The following is a 23,219-nucleotide window of genomic DNA, read 5'->3' as shown; positions in this document are numbered from 1 at the left end:
ATGCTGAAGATCCTGGTGCGGTTGTACCTGGTGATCATCGTCGCCTATGCCGGGGCGATCGCGCTGATTCCCGACACCATCGTCGGTTTGTTTCACGATCGCTTCATGGCCTACAACCTCGACCAGGCCAAGGGCGTGCAGACCCTGATCGTGCGCCAGTTCCAGCAGGCGCCGCAGGAGCAGTGGCCGACGGTGGAAAAGGAACTCGCCGCGGCGTTCAAGCCGTTGGAGGTGCGCTTGCTGCGCATGGACGACGCCGAGCTGAGCAGCGAGGAAAAGGCCCGGCTCGAGCATGGCCTGTATGTGGTGCGCATGGCAGACTGGGGCTATTACGAAACGGCGCTGGCGCCGCTGGACCAGGACTGGCTGGTACGCCTGCACTCGCCGGACGACCCGCTGGACATCAACGTGCTGTCCTGGGGCGTGACCGTGCTGATTGGCGCGGCCATGCTCGGCTGCCTGTTGCTGTGGGTATGGCCGCACTGGCGCGACCTCGAGCGCCTGAAGGACACCGCCCGGCGCCTCGGGCGCGGCGAGATGTCCGAGCGCACGCATATCTCGCCGCGCTCGAACATCGGCGAGCTGGCCGGGGTGTTCGACACCATGGCCAGCGACCTGGAGCGCCACGTCAATCAGCAGCGTGAACTGCTCAACGCGGTGTCCCACGAGCTGCGCACGCCATTGACCCGCCTGGACTTCGGCCTGGTGCTGCTGTTCGACGAGGTGCCGCCGGCCAGCCGCAAACGCCTGCTGGGGCTGGTGGGCCATGTGCGCGAGCTGGACGAGCTGGTGCTTGAGCTACTGTCCTACAGCCGCCTGGAAAGCGCCGACCAGGCCCGCGAGCGGGTCGAGGTGTCGTTGCTCGAGCTGGTGGACAGCGTGCTCGGTGGTTTCGCCGAAGAACTCGACGATCGCGGCATCCAGTGGGAGGTGCAATGCGACACAGACCTGCCACGCTTTGTCCTCGATCCGCGGCTGACTGCCCGCGCGGTACAGAACCTGGTGCGCAACGCCATGCGCTACTGCGACGAAAGCCTGCTGCTGCGCCTGCGCCTGGAAGAGGATGGCGCCTGCCTGGTGACGGTCGAGGACGACGGCATCGGCATTCCAGTCGAGGAGCGTGAGCGGATCTTCCAGCCGTTCTACCGCCTGGACCGCAGCCGCGATCGCAACACGGGTGGTTTCGGCTTGGGCTTGGCGATCAGCCGGCGGGCCATCGAAGGGCAGGGTGGCACGCTCACAGTGGCGCAATCGGCGTTGGGCGGGGCGCAGTTCAGGATTCGCTTGCCCGCTGGTTGATGCAGCGCCTGGGCCGGCCTCATCGCGGGGCAAGCCCGCTCCCACGCTGATGATGGACACTGGTGTGGGAGCGGGCTTGCCCCGCGATGCTCATTGTCCTGACAAGCTTGCCGACCAGGTCACGAAGCGGTCCTTGCCCGTGTGCTTGGCCTCGTACAGCGCCTGGTCCGCCCGGATCAGCGCCGTGCTCAGGGTATCGCCGCTGTCGATCCGGGCCAGGCCGATACTGATGGTCACCGGGTGTGCCCCGAGGTCCTCGCGCACCCGCTGGCACAGCCTCGCAACTTGCTGCTCGGCGCCTGTTTCATCCAGCCCCTGGAAGAAGATCGCGAATTCCTCTCCGCCTAGCCGGGCGATTTCGTAGCCGATCATCGCCGCCTTGATGTGCGCTGCCACGCGCTTGAGCACCTCGTCGCCGATGTCATGGCCGAAGCGGTCGTTGACCTGCTTGAAATTGTCGATGTCGATCATCGCCAGGTACTGTTCGCCGGCCTGTTGCAGCTGCTTTTCGGCCTTGGCCATGAACGAGCGACGGTTGGGGATGTCGGTCAGCGCATCGATATAGGCTTGCTCCAGCAGTACCTTGGTCAGGTAGTAGTTGTGCAGCTTGGCCTGGCGGATGCGCAGGTAGCTGTAGATCACCAGGCCGCTGAGGCATACCGCGTAGCTGATCAGCATCGCGCCTTCGAGCTCCAGGGCTTCGATACGGGTGTGGAGGAAAGGATTGAGCATGATCCAGGTGATGCCCATGGCGCAGAAGAACGACCAGCGTCGCACCGGCAGCACCGACACGGTGTACAGCACGGTGGAGACCCCGAGCACCAGCCATACCGGGCGCAGGGCGATGGGGATGCCCTCGATCACCAGGCGCATGGCCAGGGTGATCACCGCCACGAACAGCAGGTTGAGCACGTCGAAATGCTGGTTCCTGCGGGTGAAGCCCAGGACCACGGTGAGGCTGCACAGCAGGGCGATGAATACTCCGGACAGCCAGGTGAAGCCCTGGCCGCCGAGGTAGCTGACGATCAGGTCGAAGACCAGCCAGATGGCAATGCCGATGCAGAAAATCAGCAGGCAAAAACGGCGCATGGCCTCGAATTCATGCTGGCGGAACTCGGCGCGCAGGGCGGCGGGGGCTACCTTTTGGCGGATGTGGGCTTCGAGGGTCTTGTACATGCTGGAGGATGCCCTCGGCTATTGTGCTGTTCTTGCCGGCCCCACGTTGAGATTCGTTCAGGCGGCTGGTTTCAATCCCTGGAAAGCGTCCCTCTGGCCCAGGGCCGATAGCGCAGGGCGAACACAGCCTCGGCGTGGCAACCTCCGCTCAGCGCCGGCTGCGCAGGTTCTGCGCGGAACGGTTGGCCAGGCTTGCTGACCTGGCGAAACGCCTCGCGCACGATGCCTACCTGGCAGGGCAGGGCCTGTTCGTAGCCTTGGCGCACAACTGGCGCCAGGCGGCCCGTGCCGGCGCCATCCTGCCACCAGACGTTCAGGCCAAGGCTGGCCAACTGCTCCAGCCACGCGCCATTGACCCGCGGCGACAGCTGGCCGGCGCTGAACGCGCTGATATGCAGGGGCTTGTCCAGTTGCCGGTTGAAAGCCTGCAACTGCGTGTGCAGCGCATCGCGCCTGGCCGGGTCGCGAAAGTGCAGGTCGTCCAGTTCCATGGGCAGGTACCAGCCGGCCACCGGCAGCGCCCAGTCGGCCTTGAGCTGCTGGTACTGGGTGAGCGAGCGTCCCAGCTGCGCCTTGAAGTAACTGTTCAGGCCTTCGCCGTCGAGCTGTTCGAGGCGCTGGTAGTAGGCCGGATCCATGTACAGGCCCAGCACCAGCTCCAGGCCTTGAGCCCGGGCTTCGCGCAGACTCCCGGCCAGCCAGCCCTCGGAGCCTCCAAAGTCGCTGTCGCCGTAGGCGCTCCACTGCACGATCAGGGTCTTGCCGCCCTGGGCCACGGTGGCTCGCCACAGGTTTTGCCACTGCGCCGGGGTGACGTTCGCGTCACGGTTGAGCGGCTGGTAGAACAGGCGTTGGTCGGCCTGGGCGGGTAGCCACAGGATGAACAGGCAGAGAGCCAGGAAGCTACGCATCAGAAGTTCATCTCCACACCCAGCAGCACGCCGTTGCCGCGTTCGTAGAGGTTGCCGCCCAGTGCCTGCTGGTACTCGGCGCGTACTTTCAGCGAGCCGCGATAGGCGTTGTAGCGGTCGTCGTCGAACCACCACTGCCAGCGCACGCCGACCCCGGCGCGGGCGTCCTGGCGCCATTCGTTGCTCGGGTCCTGGCTGGAAAATTCGAGAAAGCCGTAGGGCATGATCGTCTGTGGCGACTGGCTGGGCAGTTTCCACGCATGGCCCTGCTGGAAGCGCGACAGCCAGGCATGGTCGCCAGCACGGGTCCACCAGGCGGCGTCGAGGTAGAGGAAGCGCTCGTCCCAGTCGTCCTCGTCGATACGCCAGTCGTTGCGGTACTTGCCCTGATCCAGGAACGAAGCCGTGGCGCGCAGCAGCAGGTCGTTGCTCGATTCGGCGTTGTGACGCAGGTCGCCCCAGTTGCCACCGACCTTGGCCGGGCTGAGCAGTTCGCCCAGGCTCAGGCCGCTGTAGTGCGTGCTGTCGATCTGGCGCTGGTGGTACAGCTCGGCGTACAGGTTGAGGTTGGCCTGACCGAGCGGCTTGTAGCGCAGGCCAACACCGGTGCCCATGCTCTGCGCATAGTCGGTGCGGCTCTGGCCACCGAACAGCACGCGGCCGTAGACCGACAGGGTGCTGCCATTGCGGCTGGGCTCCTCGCCCAGGGCGTGGTCCCACATCGCCAACTGCACGTTCTGCGAGCGGGCCCGGCGCGAGCTGCCGCTGCGTTCGCCGTTGTCGAGGAACTTGTCGTTGGTCGAAGTGCCGGCGGGCGACCAGGTGCTGGCCAGGGTGATGCTGTCGCGGCGCGACAGGGCTTCATGGGCGCGGCGCTGGCGGTACTTGCGCGCCTCCAGGCTGCCGTACTCGTCGTCGCCGTCGACCAGGTTGCGCTCCACGTCCAGTACCCGGCGCAGCTCGCGGCGGGCCGAGGCACTGTCCTCGACCTCGTCGTAGCGCAGGGCCAGGGTCTCGCCCAGGCGGTAGTCCTCGGGGAAGTCGCGGCTGGCGCGCTCCAGGTAGCGTATGGACTGGCGGCGTTGCTGCTTGTCCGCCGAACCCGCCAGGCGCATGCCATAGTCGGCGCGGTAACGCGGCTGGTCCGGCGCCAGGCGCACGGCCTCGGCCAGCCAGGCGCTGCTCTGGGCGCTGTCGCCGGCCTGCTGGGCGGTGCCGGCGGCGGCGTAGTAGTGATCGGCGCGCGGGGCATGCCGCAGCGCTTCGCGCTGGAAGCCCAGGGCCTGCTGCGGGTCGCCCTGGCGCTGGGCAATGGCGGCGCCCAGCGCCCAGTCGTCGGCACTCTGGTGCGCCGCCGCATCCCAGTGGCGGCGGGCGGCGTTGGCGTCACCGGCGTTCAGCGCGCCACGGGCGGCGGTCAGGCGCGCATTGTCGGTCCAGGCGCTGGCCGGCAGGCTGTTCCAGATCGGCAGTGCCGCCTGGGAGTCGCCGGAGGCTTCCAGGGCGTAGGCCAGGGGCAGGCGACTGCCGCTATCGCCCAGGCGTTCGGCGGCCTGGTAGTAGACCACCGCTTCGCCTGGCTGATCAGGCATGGCGCAGCGCCCCAGGGCGCGATACTGCCCGGCTTCGGCCGGGGTGGCCGGGATGGCCTTGCGCACGGCGTCGCACTGGCCGGCTTCGGCCAGGCGGCCCAATAGCTGACCACGGGTGATGGCATCGACCCGTGGCACCAGGGCGAGCATGCGTGGACCGTCCAGCGGGCCGTCGTTGCGCGCATAGAGATTGCCCAGGCGTTGCAGCAGCGAGGGCGTCAGCCTGCCCTGGTAACGCGCATACGCGTTGTCGAGCAGCTGCCGGGCGCGCTCGCTTTGGCCGCTTTCGAGCAGCATGAAGCTGGCTTGTTCCAGGGCGGCGAGATCGCCGGTCTGTCGGTAGCGTTGCTCCCACTGCGCCGCGGTGCGCGGTTGCGCAGGCTGCGTGGGGTCGCCATACAGGCGTTGCCTGAGGATGGCATAGCTGCGCGGGTTGTCGCGGGCCTGGCATTGGCCGAGCTGCTCGCGGGCCAGCTTCAGGTCCTTGTGGGACAGCCAGTCGACGGTCTCCAGGCACGGGCGTTGCAGTTCATTGCTCAGCTGGCGCACCAGCGACGCATCATCGCCTTCACGGGCCAGCTGCCACAGCTGCTGACGCTGCTCGGGGTGCTGCAGTTGCTCGGCGGGCAGGCTCTGCAGCCAGCGCTCGGCCTGCTGGTTATGGCCCATGGCGATGGCGCGGTTGGCCATGGCCAGGCGGGCGCGGGTCGCCGCTTCCTGGGAAGGTGCGCTGGCCAGGAGTGAGTTCAGGCCCTTTTCATCGACCTGCTGGATATAAGCATTGGCCAGGCGCTGCCAGTCCTGCGGGGGCAGCTGGCCCTGGTCGGCCAGCGGTTGCAACTGGTCGATGGTCTCTCCCCAGTTGCGCAGCTGCTCGGCGAAGTTGGCCCGGGTCATGCGCAGCACCATGCCATCGTCGCGTACCGGCAGATGGTTGAGCCACTCCAGGGCCTTGGCCGCGCCGCCGAACTTGGCCAGGCTGACGCTGTAGGCCTGCCACAGGCGCACGCGCTGCTGGCCCTGGCTGTCGGCGAGCCAGGCCTCCACCTGGCTCGCGGCCGGCGGGTCCTGTTCGATCCAGGTCAGGCGCAGTTCCAGCAGGGCATCGGCGTGTTCAGGATTGTCGTCGAGGTCTTCGGCAATGGCCTGGGCTTCCTTGTACCGCCGTTGATGGGCCAGGGCTTCGGCCAGCAGGGCGCGGGCCTCGTTGTTGTTCGGCACGCGTCCCAGCACGTGGCGGGTCAGGCGCTCGACCTCGGCCCAGTTGTCCTTCTGCGCCTCCCGATAGCCACGCTCCATGAAGGGGTAGCTGGTGAAGCGCTGGAAGTCGGTCATCGGCTTGGTCGGCGCGGCCAGGGCGGAAGAACACAGCAGCAGGCTGGCGATGGTCAGGGAAAGACGGGGCGTCATGCCACCTCCCGGGTCAGGTCGTAGGCGGCCTGCTGTTCGCTGGCCTGCTCGGCGAGGGCTTGCTGCAGCACTTCCTCGGTGATGATGCCGCGGGCGATCAGGTGCTCGCCCAAGCTCTGCTGCTCAGGGTTGAAGTCGATCAGGGCCTGGTTGAACAGGGTCACCGGCACCATGCCGCGCACCTGCAGCAGCGAACCGAGCATCACCTGGTGGGTGCCGACCTTCTCCAACAGCGCGGCATCGTCCTGGTGGCGTTCGAGTACCTCGAGCATTTTGCGGGTTTCGGGTTTCTGCCAAGGGCTCGGGTAGTGGTAGCGCAGGCCCAGGGTCACACGCCCCTGTGGCGCCAGGCGGGCACGCACCGGGCGCTTGAGCTGGCGGCTGATGACCCCCAGCGAGACCTGGCTGACCGGGCTTTCGCTGGCCAGCACCAGGGTGTCGCCGTCTTCGTCCACCGGCAGCACGCCGTAGTGGGTGGCGAGCTTGCGCGGCAGCTTGGCGATCAGCGCCGGGGCGATCCTGAACGGATTGAGCGGCGCCCAGGGCAGGTCCAGTTGTTCGGCCAGGGTCTCGACCAGCTGTTCGCTGGTAAGCCAGCCGCGCAGCAGCAGCTCGCGGCCCAGGCGCCGGCGTACCGGGCTGGTGATGGCCTGCTCCAGCTGTTCTTCACTGATCAGGCCCTTCTCCACCAGGCGATGGCCCAGCGGCGTGCGTGCCGGCGCGGCGAGGGCAGGGAACTCGTGGGTGGTCTTGTCCCAGGCCACCCGCCGCGAATCGCCCATCTCCATCACCTGGCGCAGGGCGCGCAGGTTGGCGAAGAAGTTGACGAAGTTGCTCCACATCATCCGTGGCGCCGAGAGCAGGCCTTCGAAGACGCCGTAGTAGCGGGTAACGAACCAGAACCGCTGGAACAGGCGGTTGAACAACAGCAGGCCGTTGAGCCACAGCAAGGTGCTGAGCAGCGTGCTGTCGCTGAGGATCGACATGAACCGCCACGACTCCGGCGCGATCACCGTGACCAGCCACATGGCCAGCAGCACCAGCAGCAACAGGTTGACCAAAAAACTCAACAGATAGGCGAACAGCCCGCGGCGGTCGCGCCAGAGGAAGTAGTTGAGCGCGCCCTTGCGGCTCCAGCCGAGGTTGCTGGTGCCCTGGAACACGATGCCGACGATCCACCGCGATTTCTGGCGGATGGCGTGCTGCCAGTCACGGGGAAAATGCTCGCGCACGCAGATCACCTGGGCAAACTCGCGGCTCATGCCGGGGCGCCACTCCTGCTTGAGGGCCAGCGCAGGGTCGGTGATGGAATAGCGGGCGAAGATGCACTTCATGCCCTTTTGCTTGAGGCGAAAACCGATGTCGTAGTCTTCGGTGAGGCTCTGCACATCGAAGGCGATGCCGTCGCCGTCCTCCAGCAGCGCGCTGATCGCCCGGCGGCTGAAGCAGGTGCCGACCCCGGCGCTGGGCACCTGGCCGGTGAGCGCCTCGCGCACGATGACGTCCTTGCCGTGGTTCTCGGCGAACTCGTCGACGTAGTGGCCGGCGGTGAAGCCCTTCCATTCCGGGGCGTAGGGGTACACCGGGATCTGGATCATGTCCTTGTTCGGCAGCAGGTAGTTGAACAGGCGCAGTTCCATGGGCGAGATGACATCCTCGGCGTCATGCAGGATGAACCCGGCGAACTCGATGCGCGCGTCCTGCTGGAAACGCAGGATGGCGTCGATGATGTTGTTCAGGCAGTCGGCCTTGCTGGTGGGGCCGGGGCGGGCGCAGACCACCTTGTGCACGTTGGGGTAGTGCAGGCACACGGCGTCGACGTCGGCCTGGGTCTGCAGGTCGTTGGGGTAGGTGCCGACGAAGATCTGGTAGTTCTCGTAGTCGATGGTCGAGGCGGCCAGGCGCGCCATCTCGCCGACCACGCCGACCTCGTTCCAGGCCGGCACCATGATCGCCAGGGGCTTCTCCGGCACTTCGAACAGGCGCTTTTCGTCGGCCTTGTCGAACTTGTCGTAGATGCGGAAACGCCGGATCAGCTTGCGGCCCCAGTAGCACAGGTCGATGAACAGGTCGTCCAGGCCCAGCAGGAACATCAGTGTCGCCAGGATGATGGCAAGGATCTTCAGGCCGAACAGGACATAGGTGAGGAAATCGATGAAGGCCAGGCTCATGCGTTGTCCCGTGCGGCGGATTGCTCGGCGAACCAGCGGCTCAGGCGTTCGGCGATGCGCTCGCTGGCATGGCCGTCACCGAAGGGGGTGTAGACCTGGGCCATACGCTCGTAGGCCGACGGGTCATCGAGCAACTGGCTGGTCTCCTGGACGATGCGCTCGGTGAGCGTGCCGACCAGCTTGACCGTGCCGCCCTTGAGCACCGCGGGTCGCTCGGTGACCTTGCGCAGCACCAGCACCGGCTTGCCCAACGCGGGGGCCTCTTCCTGCACGCCGCCCGAGTCGGTGAGGATGATATGGGCGCGGTTCATCAGCCAGACGAAGTGCGGGTAGTCCTGGGGCGCGACCAGATGGATGTTGTCGCGGCCCGAGAGCACGCTGTACACCGCGTGCTGCACCTGCGGGTTGAGGTGCACCGGGTAGAGGAACTGTACGTCGGGGTAGCGCAGGGCCAGTTCGGCCAGGGCCAGGCAGATGCGTTCGAAACCGCTGCCGAAGTTCTCGCGGCGGTGGCCGGTGATGAGCACCATGCGCTGGTCGTCGCGCAGCACATTGAGCGGGGAGTCGGCGGCGGGGCGCCAGTTGTCCTTGTCCAGCTTGTCGCGCATCCACAGCAGGGCGTCGATCACCGTGTTGCCGGTGACCTCGATGTGCTCGGGCGGCACGCCTTCGCGGATCAGGTTGGCGTCGGAGTCGCGGGTGGGGGTGAAGTGCAGGTCGGCGAGCACGCCGGTCAAGCGTCGGTTGGCTTCCTCGGGCCAGGGCTGCTGCAGGTTGCCGGTGCGCAGGCCAGCCTCGACATGGCCGATGGGAATGTGACGCTGGAAGGCGGCCAGCGAGGCGATGAAGCTGGTGGTGGTGTCGCCGTGGACCAGGACGATATCGGGCCTGACCTGTTCATAGGCCTGGTCGAGCGTGTCCAGCAGGTCGCGGGCCAGGCCGTTGAGGGTCTGGTTCTGGGTCATCACCTGCAGGTCCTGGTCGACCTCGAGGCCAAAAGCGGTGAGGACCTGTTCGAGCATTTCGCGGTGCTGGCCGGTGGAGCAGATCTGCAGGTCGACCTCGGGCCAGTCGCGCAGGACGCGGGCCAGCGGGGCCATCTTGATCGCTTCGGGGCGGGTACCGAATACCATCATCACGGTGTAAGCCATCGTGTAGTTCCTCGTTCGATTCCCTGGACGAAGGTGTACGACGTGTCGACGCTTGCCAGTCATGAATACAAGCAGTCGATCATAGGGTTGTCCAATGCGCGGCATGCCCCAAGACGTGCCGGGCAGGCCTTGGCCGAGAGGCTTCTAGACATGGGTCGTGCCGGCGGAAGGTGGTGCCGGACGCCAGGGATGGGTGTTGCGGAAACGTTTATGCTAATTTTTCTTGATTGAACGGTCAGTCAATAAAGTATTTCTGACTTTTTCTTGAGGCTTACTTCTTGTAGCTTTGCGGGTCTTTTATTCAAGGAGTTGAACATGCAAGGCAAGGCGCGCAAGGTCGTCCAGGCCATCCTTTACGAGGCCATCGCCGTGGCTTGCGTGGCACCGGCGCTGGAGCTGGCGTTCGGCGCGGGCATGGCGCAGTCGACGGTATTGTCGGTCCTCATGTCGGGCATCGCCATGAGCTGGAACATGGCCTACAACTGGGCCTTCGAGCGCTGGGAGGCGCGCCAGCACCAGCGCAGCCGCACCTTGCTGCGGCGTCTGCTGCATGCCTTGGGTTTCGAGGGCGGGCTGGTGCTGATCCTGCTGCCGCTGGTGGCGTACTGGCTGGATATCGGCCTGTGGGCGGCGCTGGTCACCAACCTGGCGTTGTTCGTGTTCTTCTTCGTCTATGCGTTCGTGTTCCAGTGGGGCTTCGACAAGGTTTTCGATGTGCCGGTCTCGGCGCAAGAAGTGGCGAAGGGCTGCTGATATCGGGGCTTTTCGCACAAGCCCTGGATTCCCCTTTGCATCGCGTATCGCCAATAATCCCCATTCACCTTTGCCAGGCTCGCATCAATGCCGCGCCCGATCATCCTGCCGCTCGCCGAGAACTACCGCCATGGCGAGCACATCGCCCCGCACTGCCATGACCGCGCCCAGCTGATCCATGCCATCAGCGGCGTGGTCACGGTCAGTGCCCGCGAGGGCAACTGGGTGGTCCCCCCCGGGCGCGGTGTGTGGGTACCGGCGGCCGTCGAACACGAGCTGCGCATGGCCGGCGTGGTGCGCATGCGCACCCTGTTCGTCGACCCGGGCGCGCGCCCGGACCTGCCGCGCCAATGTCAGGTGATCGAGATCTCGCCATTGCTGCGCGAGCTGATCATCCGTGCCATGGACATCGCCCCCGATCATCCGGCGCAAGGCCGCGAGGCGCGGATCATGCAACTTATCCTCGACGAGATCCGCGTGCTGCCGGTGTTCGCCCTGCATGTGCCGAGCCCGCATTCGGCGCACCTGCAAGGACTGTGCGAAGCGCTGCGCCAGGCCCCGTCCGAGGACTGGAGCCTGGCCCGCGCCGCGGCCTACAGCGGCTTGAATGCGCGCACCCTGACTCGCGCCTTCCAGCGCGAGACCGGGTTGAGCCTGGTGCAATGGCTGCGGCGCATGCGCCTGTTGGCCAGCCTGGATGCCCTGGCGGCCGGACAGTCGGTGCTGGAGGTGGCGCTGGACCTGGGCTACGACAGCCCCAGCGCGTTCAGCGCGATGTTCCGCCGTACCCTCGGGGTGTCGCCATCGGTCTACTTCGGCAGGACCGCCGAGCGCTGGTAGGCCAGCCCCGCTGCTTCGTCCCAGCCGCCGCCCAGCGCGGTGAACAGGTTCACCTCGGCCAGCAACTGCGCCAGGCGATCACTGATCAGGCCTTGCTGGGCGCTGAACAGCGAGCGCTGCGCATCGAGGAACGTCAGGCTGCTGTCGATGCCGTTGCGGTAGCGATTCTCGGCCAGGTCGTGGTAGCGCTGGCTGGCCTCGACCAGGTCGCGTTGGGCCTGCAGCTGCTGCTGGTAGGTGGTGCGCGCCGCCAGGCCGTCGGCCACTTCCTGGAAGGCGGTCTGGATCGATTTTTCGTAGCGCGCCACCTGCATGTCCTTTTGCAGCTTGGCGTAATCGAGACTGGCGCGCAGGCTGCCGGCATTGAACAGCGGCAGGTTCACTTGCGGCTGGAACAGCCAGCTGCCGGTGCCGGCATCGAACAGGTCGGCCAGCTCGCGGCTGCTGCTGCCGGCGTTGGCGGTCAGGCTGATGCTTGGGAAGAACGCCGCCCGTGCCGCGCCGATGTTGGCGTTGGCGGCCTGCAACTGGTATTCGGCCTGGCGGATATCGGGCCGGCGCTGCAGCAGGTCGGCGGGCAGGCCGGCCGGCACCCGGGCGATCTGCTCGTTGGCCAGGGGCAGGGGCGGCAGGTGCTCATCGACCTGCGCGCCGACCAGGCGCTGTAACTGGTTGAGGTCCTGGGCGGCCAGGCGGGTATAGCGCGCGACGGCGGCGCGGGTGCTGTCGACCCGGGTGGTGGCCTGGATCTGGTCGAGCGCCGACAGCGTGCCGGTGCGGCGCTGGCGCTGGGTCAGGCGCAGGCTTTTCTCATCGGCCTGCAAGGTCTGGCGCGACAGGGCCAGCAACTCCTGGTCGGCGCGCCAGGTCAGGTAGGCGCCAGCGACGCTGCTGAACAGGCTGAGCTCGGCGCCGCGCCGGGCTTCGTCGGTGGCCAGGTAGGTCAGCAGCGCCTGGTCGCTGAGGCTGCGCAGGCGGCCGAACAGGTCCAGCTCGTAGGCGCTGATGCCGACAGTGGCCGATTGCTGGGTGCTGATCACGCCCTCGCCACCGGTACGCCGCCGGGGCAGATACTGGCGCGTGCCTTGGGCATTGGCGGCGATTTTCGGCAGCAGTTCGGCGCGCTGGATGCGGTACTGGGCGCGGTACGCTTCGGTATTGAGCAGGGCCATGCGCAGGTCGCGGTTGTTGGCCAGCGCGGTGTCCAGCAGTTGGCGCAGCACCGGGTCGCGGAAGACCCCCTGCCAGTCGCGGGGCAGTGCCGTGGTGGACGGCCCGCCCTGATAGGCGGGGCCGCTGGGGTATTGCTCGGCGCTGGGCGAGGGGGGGCGCTGGTAGTCGGGGGCCAGGCTGCAGCCGGTCAGCACGAGGGCAAGCAAGGAGGGTGTGATTCGCCGCATGGCAGGGTCTCTGGGTTCAGGTGCCGGCCATCCAGCGGGCCAGGCCGTGGCGTCCGCTGACGCCGAGCTTGGCGGTGGCGCGTTTGAGGTAGGTCTCGATCGAGCTGCTCTTCACGTTCAGGCGCTGGGCCATCTGCGGCACGGTGCCACCGGTGAGCAGGCCGATGCACACTTCCTGCTCGCGGCTGGACAGGCGGATCGCCTCTTGTTCCAGGCGCTCGGTGAAGACCTGGCGCAGCGACCCGGCCTCCTCGGGCAGCAGGCCGCCCGGGCGGCGACTGGCCGCCTGCAGGAACAGCTGGGCGTGATGCTCGACCAACGGCAGCAGTGTGTCGGACAGGCGCTTGAGCAGCGACAGCTCGGCCAGGGAGAACATTCCCTCGCTGCGCAGCCGTTGGCAGCAGATGACCCAGCGCCGGTTGCCGCTGCGCGATACCAGGTTGCATTGGTGCACGGGGGCATTTATCTGGATCAGCAGCGGGTCTTCCATGCGCATGATGCTCTGCAGCAAGGGGTGGCGCAGAGGTTCTTGAGCCGGTACCTCCTCGGGGCGGCCGGCACTGCCCAGTACCTTGACCTGGCGGATGCTGGCCTGGTCGCTGTCGAGGGTCCATTCGCTGAGGTCGAGGCGATGGAGCGGCACCTGGTCGCCGATCAACTGGAACATCTGTTCGGCGAAGGTGCCATCGCCGGTGCTGGCAACCAGTGCCCCCAGTTGCAGGTACAGGTGCGGGTCGTGGCAGTGTTCGAGGCTGTCGATCAGCTTCATGTGCTTGTCTTCCTTGATCCGGTAACGCGGCGGGGTCTCGCGGTCGAGTCCTCTCTGTGCTGGGGCTTGGCGCTATTGAATAGCAGGCTCCAAGCCTGCGTCTGTAGCGGAAAGCGGGGACAGGAAATGCCAATTAATCCGACAAGAAAAGTCGGTGTTTTTCCCCTGATGTACCTTGCGGATCGCAGGATTGTCGGACAATTTGCGCCAGTAAGCGGCGAGATCGGCGGCGTTTGCCACGCTCGCTCACAGGGGTAGGCCGCTGCCGGCTGCCCGCTAGCGTCAATGTCCTACAAAAGATTCCGCAGGTTCAGGCTGAGCAAAAAGGCCCTGCCATTGTCCGGGTTTGGGGGGCCATACAGGGGCCGGGGTGGGTGCTTGAATCCGCGAACGACCCCGTTTCAAGGAAGATCCACGCCATGTCCGCCGCCGACACCTTTCCCCTGACCTGCGCCCAGCGCGACATCTGGCTCGACCAGATCAGCCATGGCGATTCGCCGCTCTACAATGTCGGCGGTTATGTCGAGCTCGATGGCCGTGTGGACTGCGGGCTGTTGAGCCAGGCGCTTGACCATCTGGTCCGCGTGCACGACGGGTTGCGCACGGTGCTGGTGCGCCATGCCGGTGGCGATGGCCTGGCGCGCCAGCGCTTCGCCCGCGACGTGCGGGTCGCGCTGGACGAGCATGACCTGCGCGACCACAGCGCACCGTTCGAGGCGGCGCAGGGGCTGATCAAGACGTTGCTGCAACAGCGCTTCGCCCTCGAGCGCGGGCCACTGGTGCGCATGGCGCTGCTCCACCTGAGCGAGTGCCGCAGCCTGTTGGTCCTGCAAGGTCACCACCTGATCTTCGATGGTTGGGGCCTGGAGCAGTTCGTCTACCAGTTGGGCCAGTACTATGGTTGGCTTGAACAGGGCCTGGCGTTGCCGGACTCGGCGCCATCCTACCAGGCCTTCATCGAGGACGACCTGGCGTATCAGGGCTCGGCACGCCAGCAGCGTGACCTCGCCTACTGGCTGGACAAGTACCGGACGCTGCCCGATGCGTTGCTCAGGCCACGTGACCAGGGGCTGCCCGCCACCGCCACGCCGAGCAATGCGCTGGAGTGCAGCTTCGACACCAGATTGCTGACGCGCATGCACCAGCTGGCCGCCGAGTTGCAGGGGTCGGCCCTGCATGTGTTGCTGGCGGCGCTGCATGTCTGCTGCGCCCGGGCCTGGCAGCGTGACGACTGGGTAATCGGCTTGCCGGTGCGCAACCGCGGCAATGCCCGGGCCAAGGCGACGCAAGGGATGTTCGCCCAGGTCAATGCGTTGCGCATGGACTTCGGCAGGACCTTGAGTTTTGCCGATCTGGTGCGGCGCATTGGCGACACCCTGAAGCGCGACCTGCGCCACCAGCGCTTGCCGCTGAGCGAGCTCAACCGTGCGCTGGGCCTGTCCCGCGAGGCCCGTGGGCAGTTGTTCGAGATCACCGTGTCCTACGAGGAAGAGGGTCACGACTTGCGTTACGGCAGCCTCGGCGCACACAGCGTCAAAGTGTGCAACGACCACGAGCCCACTCCGTTGTCGATTTACCTGCGCAGCAATCCGCACAATGGCAAGGCCTGGCTGCACCTGGTGTACAACCAGGCCTGGCTGGCGTCCGAAGAGGTCGAGGTGTTCAGCACTCGCTTGCTTCACGTGCTGGCCCAAGGGCTCGAGCAACCCCAGGCGGGCATCGACAGCTACGACCTGTTGCTTGCCGAGGAACACCAGCGCCTGCGCCAGTGGAACGCCACCGCTCAAGACCCCGAGGGCCCGGCCTTGATTCACCGCCGTATCGAGGTCCAGGCTGCAACACGCGCCCAGGCGACGGCTGCGGTGCATCAGGGGCGCAGCCTGAGCTACGGCGAGCTGAACGACCGCGCCAACCAGCTGGCCGCGCAACTGCTGGCCATGGGCGTGCTGCCAGAGCAGCGGGTGGCGGTGCTCGCCCGGCGCGGCCTGGACACCCTGGTCGGCTTGCTCGCGGTGCTCAAGGCTGGCGCGGCCTATATGCCGGTGGACCCGGCGCACCCGAGCGAGCGCCTGCAGTACCTGATCGATGACTGCGCGCCGAAGGTGGTGCTGACCCTCTCGGGCCTGCGTGACCGCCTGCCGGCCACGAGCGTGCCGGTGATCGAGCTGGACCGCTTGCCATCGGCCAGGGCAGGGCTGGCCAACCCCCAGGTAGCCCAGCTGTCCGGCGCCAACCTGGTCTACGTGATCTATACCTCCGGCTCCACCGGCCAACCCAAGGGCGTGATGGTCGAGCACCGCATGCTGGCCAATCTGGTCGACTGGCACTGCGCTGCCTTTGACCTGCACGCGGGCAGCCATACCTCCAGCCTGGCCGGCTTCGGATTCGATGCCATGGCTTGGGAAGTCTGGCCAGCCCTGTGCGCCGGCGCGACGCTGCACCTGGCGCCGGTGGGCGAGGGGGGCGAGGATATCGATGTGCTGTTGCGCTGGTGGCGCGCCCAGCCGTTGCAGGTCAGCTTCCTGCCCACGCCAGTGGCTGAGCACGCCTTCGCCCAGGGCGAGCCACACCCGACCTTGCAGACCTTGCTGGTCGGCGGCGACCGCCTGCGGCGCCTGGCCCGGGAGCGGGGTTGCCGGATCATCAACAACTACGGCCCGACCGAGGCCACGGTGGTCGCCAGCGCTGGCGAAGTGCACCCCGGACAGGTGCTGCATATCGGCGCGCCGGTGGCCAATGCGCGCCTGTACGTGCTGGATGCCCAGAGGCGACAACTGCCGGTGGGCGCCGTGGGCGAGTTGTACATTGGTGGCGCGGGGGTCGCCCGTGGTTACCTGAACCGCCCCGAGCTCACCGCCGAACGCTTCCTTGACGACCCTTTCGCCCAGCAGCTTGGCGCGCGGATGTACCGCACAGGGGATCTGGTGCGCTGGTTGCCCGAGGGCACCCTGGAGTATCTGGGCCGCAGTGACGACCAGGTGAAGATCCGCGGTGTGCGGGTGGAGCTGGGCGAGATCGAGAGTGCGCTGGCGAGCCACGCGGCCGTGGGTGAGGCCGTGGTACTGCTGCGTGACGGGCAGTTGGTGGCCTGGTATGTCGCCGGGCAGGTACTGACCCCGCTGGACCTGCATGAGCACCTGCGCAACCGCTTGCCCGCGGCATTGCTGCCTTCGGCCTATGTGGCGATGGCGGCCTGGCCGCTGACCGCCAATGGCAAGCTCGACCGTCGCGCCTTGCCGGCACCGGACAGCGAGGCCTCGGTGCGGCGTACCCACGAGCCGCCGCAGGGCGAGCTCGAGCAGCGCCTGGCCGCGCTATGGGCCGAGCTGCTGGAGGTAGAGCAGATCGGGCGGCATGATCAATTCTTCGAACTGGGTGGCCATTCGCTGCTGGCGGTACGCCTGATCGAGCGCATGCGCCAGGCAGGGCTGCACGCCGATGCCCAGGTGCTGTTCGGCCAGCCGACCCTGGCCAGCCTCGCCGCGTCGCTCGGCAGCGCCCCCGCGCAAGCGGTACCGGCCAACCGCGTGGCGCCGGGTTGCCTGCGCATCACCCCCGAGATGCTGGCCTTGACCCACCTCGACCAGGCCAGCATCGACCAGATCGTCGGCACGGTTCCGGGCGGCGCGGCCAATGTGCAGGAGATCTACCCCCTGGCGCCGTTGCAGGAAGGGCTGCTGTACCATCACCTCACCGACGAGCGCGATCCCTACCTGCAGCAGGCGCTCTTCGCCTTCGACAGCAGGGCGGCGCTGGAGGCGTTCAACCAGGCCCTGGCCCGGGTCATCGAGCGCCACGACATCCTGCGCACCAGCCTGGCCTGGGAAGGCCTGGCACAGCCCCAGCAGGTGGTGTGGCGCCAGGCTTGGCTGCCATTGAGCGTGCTCGGGCCCGGCCCGGGCGATGCGGCCGCGCGGCTACGCGAACAGGGGCTGCGGCTTGACCTGCGCCAGGCACCGATGATGGCCCTGGCCTGTGTCGAGGACAGCGTGCAGGCGCGATGGCTGGGCCTGCTGCATTTCCACCATCTGGTCAACGACGCGGTCTCGGTTCAGGTGCTGCTCGCCGAGCTGGCGACGCTGATGGCAGGCGAAGGCCATGACCTGCCTGTTCCGGTGGCTTACCGCAACTATGTTGCGCTGAGCCGCGATGAGCGCCGACAGGCTAGCCATGAACGGTACCTGCGCGAGGCCCTGGCCGGGGTGCTGGCGCCGCCCCGGCTGGCCGGCATGGCTGAAGGGCCGCAAGGGGGGGCGCAGGTCGAGACCTGCGCCATCACCGTGCCCGAGGCCCTGGCCGCCACCCTGCGCCAGCGCGCGCGCCAGCACGATGTCGGCCTTGGCAGCCTGATGCACCTGGCCTGGGCGCAGGTACTGGGGGCGCTGGGCGGCCGTGACGAGGTGGTCTTCGGCACCGTGCTGCTGGGCCGGGTGATGGCCGGCGAGGGCGCCGACCGTGCGCTGGGCATGTTCATCAACAGCCTGCCGTTGCGCGTGTCGCTGGCCGGGCGCAGCGTGGCCCAGGCCCTGGCCGGTACCCATAGCCAACTGGCGGCGCTGCTCGGGCACGAGGACGCGCCATTGGTCCTGGCCCAGCGTTGCAGCGGCCTGCCAGCCGGCGTGGCACTGTTCGACAGCTTGCTCAACTATCGGCATGGCGCGGCGCAGACTGTGTCGTTGCCGGGCGTGTCGCTGCTCGAGGCCAGCGAGGTGTACAGCCATGCCCTGGTGCTGACCGTGGACGAGGAGGGCGACACCTTGCGTCTGAGTGTGCGTGCGCCCCGTGAGCTGGGCGCCGAGCGCGTGCTCGGGCATGTGTCGTGCGCGCTGCGGGCCTTGGCCGAGGCACTGGCCGGCCAAGCCCCGGTGGCGCTGGAATCGCTGTCGACGTTGCCGGAGGACGAGCGCCGCTACCTGCTGGAGACCGTCAACGCCACCGAGCTGGCGCTGGACCCTGGGTACCCGCATCTGCCTGCCCTGTTCGCCGCCCAGGTGAGGCGCGCGCCGGATGCCGTGGCGCTGCAGACCGAGCAGATGCAACTGACCTACCGCGAGCTCGACGCCCAGGCCAATCGCCTGGCGCACCACTTGATCGGTCTTGGCGTGCGGCCCGACACCCGGGTCGCCGTATGCCTCGAGCGCGGCGTGGCGCTGATCGTCGGCCTGCTGGGCGTGCTCAAGGCCGGTGGCGCCTATGTGCCGCTGGACCCCGACCACCCCGACGAGCGCCTGCACTACCTGCTCGCCGACAGCGCACCGCTGGCGCTGCTGGTGCAGGGTGCCACCCGCGGCCTGTTCGATGGCCAGCAAACACCGTTGGTGGACCTGGACCAGGGCGCCTGGCAGGCGCACGGCGACCAGGCGCCCGCGCTAGCGGAGCTTGGCGGCGGGCACCTGGCCTATGTCATGTATACCTCAGGCACCACCGGCACGCCGAAGGGCGTGATGGTCGAGCACCGTGGGCTGTGCAACCTGATGCGCTGGGGTAGCGACCTGTGCCCGCCGCAGCCCGATGATGCATTGCTGCAACGGGCGCCGTTCAGCTTCGATGGCTCGGTATGGGAGCTGTTCTGGCCATTGTGCGCGGGGCTGCGCCTGGTACTGGCGCGCCCTGACGGGCACCGTGACCCGGCCTACCTGGTGCAACTGATCCAGGCCCGCCAGGTGACCACCGTAAAGTTCGTGCCGGCCTTGTTGCATGCCTTCCTCGACACCCCGGGCGTAGAGCGCTGCACCAGCCTGCGCGATCTGTTCTGCGGGGGCGGCGAACTGACCCTGGCACTGGCGCAGCGCGTGCGCGAGCGACTGCCCCGGGTGCGCCTGCACAATGTCTATGGCCCCACCGAGGCCACCGTCGACAGCACAGCCTGGACCTTGGAACCGCAGCAGCCACTGCCCGTCGTCGCCCCACCGATCGGGCGGCCAATCGGCAACACCCGCCTGTATGTGCTCGACGCCCATGACCGCCCGGTGCCCATGGGGTGCGCCGGCGAGCTGCACATCGGCGGTATCGGCGTGGCCCGTGGTTACCTGGGCTTGCCGGCACTGCAGGCCGAGCGCTTCATCGCCAGCCCGTTCGTGGCCGGTGACCGGCTGTATCGCACCGGCGACCTGGTGCGTTACCGCGCCGATGGCGAACTGGAGTTCCTTGGGCGCAACGATTTCCAGGTCAAGCTCAATGGCCTGCGTATCGAGCCAGGCGAGATCGAGGCTCTGCTGGCGAGCCACCCGGCCCTTGGCCAGGCCGTGGTGCTGGTGCGCGAGGATCGCCTGGTGGCCTATGCCAGCTGCCGCGATAACCACGACGCGCCAACACCTGAGGCGTTGCGTAGCTACCTGCTGGCGCGCCTGCCGGCCTACATGGTGCCGTCGGCCTACGTGCTGCTGGCCGAGCTGCCGCTGAGCGCCAATGGCAAGGTCGATCGCAACGCCTTGCCGGTGCCAGGCGCTGCGGCGGTGATCAGCCGGGCCTACCAGGCACCGCGCGATGAGCTGGAGCAGGCGTTGGCGCAGATCTGGACCGAAGTGCTGAAGATCGAGCAGGTCGGTCGCGACGACAACTTCTTCGAGCTGGGCGGGCATTCACTGCTGGCGGTCAGCCTGGTGGCACGCATGCGCCAGGCCGGCTTGCACGCCGATGCACGGTTGCTGTTCAGCCAGCCGACGCTGGCGGAACTGGCGGCCAATACCCGGCGCGAGCAGGTACAGGTGGAGATCGCCCAGACCACCATCCCGGCGCTCAAGGGCAGGCGGCGGATCTGATGGCGTAGCGTGACGAGCACTGCGTGGGGGGCTACTTCGGCGAGATGCGATAGACGCAACGCCGGTCCCCCGAGATCAGGTGCTCGCAGCGCTCCACCAACCCTTGCTCGCCGATTGCCGCCTGGAACACCTGCAGCTCGCTGCGGCAGAACCCCTGGCAACGGGTGGCTGCGATACAGATCGGGCAGTGGTTCTCGACGATCAGCCAGTTGTCGCCGTCGGCCTGGATCTCGGCCATGTAGCCTGCGCGCTCACGCAGTTGCACAAGGATGCGCACCTTGTCTTCCAGGCTTTCGGCACCTGCGCAGGCTTGCTGGTACTCGCGGCTGTTGCTGTCTTCCATGCGGCTGATCAGGCGGTCGACGCCGTCGCTGCCGAACACCTGCTCGACGCTCTCGATCAGTTGCAGGGTCAGCACGCTGTGGGAGTCGGGGAAGCGGCGCTGGGCGGTGGCGGTCAACGCCCATTTCTGCGAGGGCCGCCCGGCGCCCTTGGCCGGCACGCTGATGCCGCTGATCAGCTCGGCCGCCTGCAGTTTCTGCACCTGCTGGCGGGTGGCTTCGAAGGTGATGGCGAGCAATTGGGCAAGGTCGGCGGTCTTGAGCGGCCCGCGGGTCTTGAGCAGGAACAGGATGCGGTCGGCGGTGCAGTTCGAATCTACGGTGGTCGAGGTCATGGAGCGCTGGAAACCGGGCGTGAATGAGCGGATCGGGCACTCTCCTGGGCCATCCTTTGCGCAGGCAAGTGGGCGAAGGATAGCCCGGATTCGCGGTGATTTGTGCAAGGGGGAACGATTATCGATGAGAAAATTCATATGCGATAAAAATATAAAAGGTATTAGTTGTATTTATTAGATCCGCGTCTAGGCTGATCTGCGGAGCCTGTGCTTGCCGGTCCCAGGGAGGGGTGCGTGCAAGTGCGTCAACACCTTGCTGGCAAATGCCGGGCATGGGCCCATCAACAACAACTCGACAGGGATGTGAGTGCATGAATGCCCAGAAACCCGTGACCATCTATGAACACGCCGATGAAGTGAGCAGCCTGCAGGGCGTGGTCGACCTGGTGAAGCTCTCCGACCAGTACCGCCAGTCCGCCATCCTGCATTCGGCGCTGGCCCAGCGCGTGTTCGACCACACCCGCCAGCCAGTCGGTGCCGAGGCTTTGAGCGATGCGCTGGGTTGGGTGCCGAACAAGGGCCGTATCTTCCTCAACGCGCTGGTGGCCATGGGCCTGCTCAAGCGCACCGCACAAGGCTTCGAGAACCTGCCGCTGAGCCAGCGTTTCCTGGTTAGCGACAGCGCCGAGTTCATCGGCCCGATCATCGACCATCAGCGCCTGCAGTGGCACAACTGGCCACGCCTGGACGAAGTCCTGCGCAGCCGCGATTCGCTGGACTTCCAGCAGGAAAATCGCTTCAAGCACGACCTGGCGGCCCGCGATGCCTTCAACGACGCCATGGTCCGTTTCAGCCAGCCCATGGTGGACGTGCTGCGTGACCTGCCGCTGTTCGACAAGGCCCGTCGGGTGATCGACCTCGCCGGCGGCCACGGCACCTACCTGGCCGAGATCGCCAGCCGCCATCCGCAGGTCAAAGGGGAGGTCTGGGACCTGGAGCCCACCCGCGAGGCGGCCGCGGCCACCTTCGCCAAGTACCGACTCGACGAGCGCCTGGGTTTCCATGCCCGCAACCTGCTGGACCTGGCCCAGTACCAGGGCGAGCGCGCCGATGTGGTGATGCTCAACGACTGCCTGCACTACTTCACCCGCGAGCAGGTGCGCACCCTGATCGCTGGCGCCGCCGGCATGGTCGAGGGCGACGGCGCGCTGCTGGTGCTGAGCATGGCCCTGGAAGACGATGAGATTCATCCGGCCCTGTCGGCCGACTTCTCCCTGCACATGATGCTCAACACGGTCAACGGCGAACTGCACCCCAGCCGTTACCTGATCGACAGCATGGCAGCGGCGGGGCTCACGGTGGAGCAGGAACCGATCGGCCGCTACACCCTGCTGATCGGCCGGAGGGCTGCCTGATGTTGCGTCTATTGGCATTGCACGCCGCGCCGCTCGGTGACGCGGCGGCCCAGGCCCTGGACAGCCTGGGCAGCGCCGCGGCCGCAGCGGGTTTCAGCCTGCAGGTCAGCCAGAAGCCGGTCGGCCAGGGGCCGGTGGACGCGGTCTGCCTGCTGCTCGACAGTGCCACGCCCCCTGCGGCGCTGAACACGCTGCTCAGCGAGGCCGCCGGGCTGTGCCGTAATACCGCGCTGGTGCTGGTGCGGGTGCAAGGCACGCTGGCGCAACTGCCGTCCGCCACGGGGGTGATCGCCCAGTGGCAGCAGGCCAGCCAGGGCTTCCTCTACCCGTATCCGCTGGATATCGCCAGCGGGCAGGTGCCCGGGGTGGCGATCAAGGACTGGCTGGCGGGCTTCGCCAAGTTCGCCGCGGCAACCAAACTGTGGCGTTCCCTCGACGGCCTGGGGCTGGACGAGGCGGCGCGGGCCAGGCAGCGTCCGGAAATGAACCACGTGAACATCCTGACCCGCGACCTGGAGGCGTCCAAGGCCTTCTACAGCGACATACTCGGCGCCAACTACTGCTACAACCTCGGCCCGCGCAAGGCAGTCATGGAGCTTAACGGCTTCGACTTCTTCATCGAACAGAGCGAGTCGTTCAGCTACCCGGCCGGCTACCACATCGGCATACGGGCACTACCCGAGGATGTAAGGCGCATTGCCGACCAGGTCACCGCCGCCGGCACCATCAAGCTGGTCAAGGGCAACGGCCCGGCGCCGGGTTATCACCATGGGCCGGACAACGTGCGCAGCGCCGTCTACTTCGAAGACCCCGATGGGCTGGTGATCGAGGTGTACAGCGCCGAAGTGGAGATGATCGAAAGCAACCCACGGTTGCTCCTCGACCGTCTCTGACCCCACGTCGTCACACGCCTGCCGTGCCTTTGCGCGCGCAGGTGTGTGCCCAGGCAGGTATT

Annotated in this window: 14 protein-coding genes; 6 read left to right on the top strand and 8 right to left on the bottom strand. The window is 67.1% G+C overall.

The genetic code is table 11. The features are described 5' to 3' along the window. On the top strand, positions 1-1,299 hold the full coding sequence (locus tag KHO27_RS11815) for an ATP-binding protein (RefSeq protein WP_214501859.1): 1,299 nt from the start codon (positions 1-3) through the stop codon (positions 1,297-1,299). Between the two features lie 90 nt (positions 1,300-1,389). Here the strand turns inward: KHO27_RS11815 and KHO27_RS11810 are convergent, their stop codons facing one another. The 5 genes from KHO27_RS11810 to wecB all read right to left on the bottom strand — a co-directional run bounded on the left by KHO27_RS11810 (position 1,390) and on the right by wecB (position 9,710). Then, a complete protein-coding gene (locus KHO27_RS11810) occupies positions 1,390-2,475 on the bottom strand; it encodes a GGDEF domain-containing protein (protein ID WP_214501858.1) in 1,086 nt (361 codons plus the stop codon). Positions 2,476-2,546: 71 nt separating this feature from the next. Beyond that, complete coding sequence (locus KHO27_RS11805) at positions 2,547-3,386, bottom strand: DUF4434 family protein (protein ID WP_214501857.1); 840 nt, start codon at positions 3,384-3,386, stop codon at positions 2,547-2,549. Beyond that, positions 3,386-6,388, bottom strand: coding sequence for a phage receptor (locus KHO27_RS11800; RefSeq protein WP_214501856.1), 3,003 nt, complete (start codon positions 6,386-6,388; stop codon positions 3,386-3,388). Before KHO27_RS11800 ends, KHO27_RS11805 begins: the two co-directional genes overlap by 1 nt. Then, positions 6,385-8,559, bottom strand: a complete 2,175-nt coding sequence (gene nfrB / locus KHO27_RS11795; protein ID WP_214501855.1) for a cyclic di-3',5'-guanylate-activated glycosyltransferase NfrB — start codon at positions 8,557-8,559, stop codon at positions 6,385-6,387. Before nfrB ends, KHO27_RS11800 begins: the two co-directional genes overlap by 4 nt. Further along, positions 8,556-9,710 carry a non-hydrolyzing UDP-N-acetylglucosamine 2-epimerase gene (gene wecB, locus KHO27_RS11790; RefSeq protein ID WP_214501854.1) on the bottom strand — a complete coding sequence of 385 codons (1,155 nt, stop codon included), beginning with the start codon at positions 9,708-9,710 and terminating at the stop codon, positions 8,556-8,558. The genes nfrB and wecB overlap by 4 nt, the downstream gene beginning before the upstream one ends. 315 nt (positions 9,711-10,025) lie before the next feature. Between wecB and KHO27_RS11785 the strand changes: the two genes are divergently transcribed. Both KHO27_RS11785 and KHO27_RS11780 read left to right on the top strand, forming a co-directional pair. Continuing rightward, complete coding sequence (locus KHO27_RS11785) at positions 10,026-10,463, top strand: PACE efflux transporter (RefSeq protein ID WP_110701531.1); 438 nt, start codon at positions 10,026-10,028, stop codon at positions 10,461-10,463. A gap of 87 nt (positions 10,464-10,550) precedes the next feature. Beyond that, positions 10,551-11,303, top strand: coding sequence for an AraC family transcriptional regulator (locus KHO27_RS11780; RefSeq protein WP_110701533.1), 753 nt, complete (start codon positions 10,551-10,553; stop codon positions 11,301-11,303). Here KHO27_RS11780 and KHO27_RS11775 read toward each other — a convergent pair. Further along, positions 11,273-12,703, bottom strand: a complete 1,431-nt coding sequence (locus KHO27_RS11775; RefSeq protein WP_214501853.1) for an efflux transporter outer membrane subunit — start codon at positions 12,701-12,703, stop codon at positions 11,273-11,275. The genes KHO27_RS11780 and KHO27_RS11775 overlap by 31 nt on opposite strands. A 16-nt stretch (positions 12,704-12,719) precedes the next feature. Beyond that, positions 12,720-13,472, bottom strand: coding sequence for a helix-turn-helix transcriptional regulator (locus KHO27_RS11770; protein ID WP_110701537.1), 753 nt, complete (start codon positions 13,470-13,472; stop codon positions 12,720-12,722). 419 nt (positions 13,473-13,891) lie between these two features. On the opposite strand from KHO27_RS11770, the gene KHO27_RS11765 reads away from it, so the two are divergent. Then, on the top strand, positions 13,892-20,233 hold the full coding sequence (locus KHO27_RS11765) for a non-ribosomal peptide synthetase (protein WP_214501852.1): 6,342 nt from the start codon (positions 13,892-13,894) through the stop codon (positions 20,231-20,233). 31 nt (positions 20,234-20,264) lie between these two features. Here the strand turns inward: KHO27_RS11765 and KHO27_RS11760 are convergent, their stop codons facing one another. Next, positions 20,265-20,909: a helix-turn-helix transcriptional regulator gene (locus tag KHO27_RS11760; RefSeq protein WP_110701541.1), complete on the bottom strand. Its 645-nt coding sequence runs from the start codon at positions 20,907-20,909 to the stop codon at positions 20,265-20,267. Between the two features lie 311 nt (positions 20,910-21,220). Between KHO27_RS11760 and KHO27_RS11755 the strand changes: the two genes are divergently transcribed. Both KHO27_RS11755 and KHO27_RS11750 read left to right on the top strand, forming a co-directional pair. Then, positions 21,221-22,264 (top strand): methyltransferase, encoded by a 1,044-nt coding sequence (locus KHO27_RS11755; protein WP_110701543.1) that lies wholly within the window; start codon positions 21,221-21,223, stop codon positions 22,262-22,264. After that, positions 22,264-23,157, top strand: coding sequence for a VOC family protein (locus KHO27_RS11750; protein ID WP_111532231.1), 894 nt, complete (start codon positions 22,264-22,266; stop codon positions 23,155-23,157). The genes KHO27_RS11755 and KHO27_RS11750 overlap by 1 nt, the downstream gene beginning before the upstream one ends. Positions 23,158-23,219: the final 62 nt, after the last annotated feature.

The organism is Pseudomonas sp. RC3H12, from assembly GCF_018596375.1.
Taxonomy (GTDB): Bacteria; Pseudomonadota; Gammaproteobacteria; order Pseudomonadales; family Pseudomonadaceae; genus Aquipseudomonas.
The sequence above is the reverse complement of the archived record's forward strand: the minus strand, read 5'-3'. Positions and strand labels throughout refer to the sequence as shown.